Source organism: Janthinobacterium sp. FT14W, assembly GCF_009208755.1.
GTDB classification, from domain to species: Bacteria; Pseudomonadota; Gammaproteobacteria; order Burkholderiales; family Burkholderiaceae_D; genus Janthinobacterium; species Janthinobacterium violaceinigrum.
Map to the genome: position 1 here is coordinate 1 of NZ_WFLL01000165.1, position 264 is coordinate 264.

1 rRNA gene is annotated in these 264 nt (G+C 49.6%); it reads left to right on the forward strand.

The window, feature by feature from the left end:
* Nucleotides 1–264: ribosomal RNA gene (locus GCN74_RS28460) — 23S ribosomal RNA — on the forward strand; the annotation flags it as partial.

Genomic DNA, 264 nt, shown 5'->3' on the forward strand with positions numbered 1-264 from the left:
GGCTAAAACAGTCAGGATGTTGGCTTAGAAGCAGCCATCATTTAAAGAAAGCGTAATAGCTCACTGATCGAGTCGTCCTGCGCGGAAGATGTAACGGGGCTAAGCCAGTCACCGAAGCTGCGGATATCCTTTATTGGATATGGTAGGAGAGCGTTCTGTAAGCCTGCGAAGGTGTCTTGTAAAGGATGCTGGAGGTATCAGAAGTGCGAATGCTGACATGAGTAGCGATAATGGGGGTGAAAAGCCTCCACGCCGTAAGCCCAA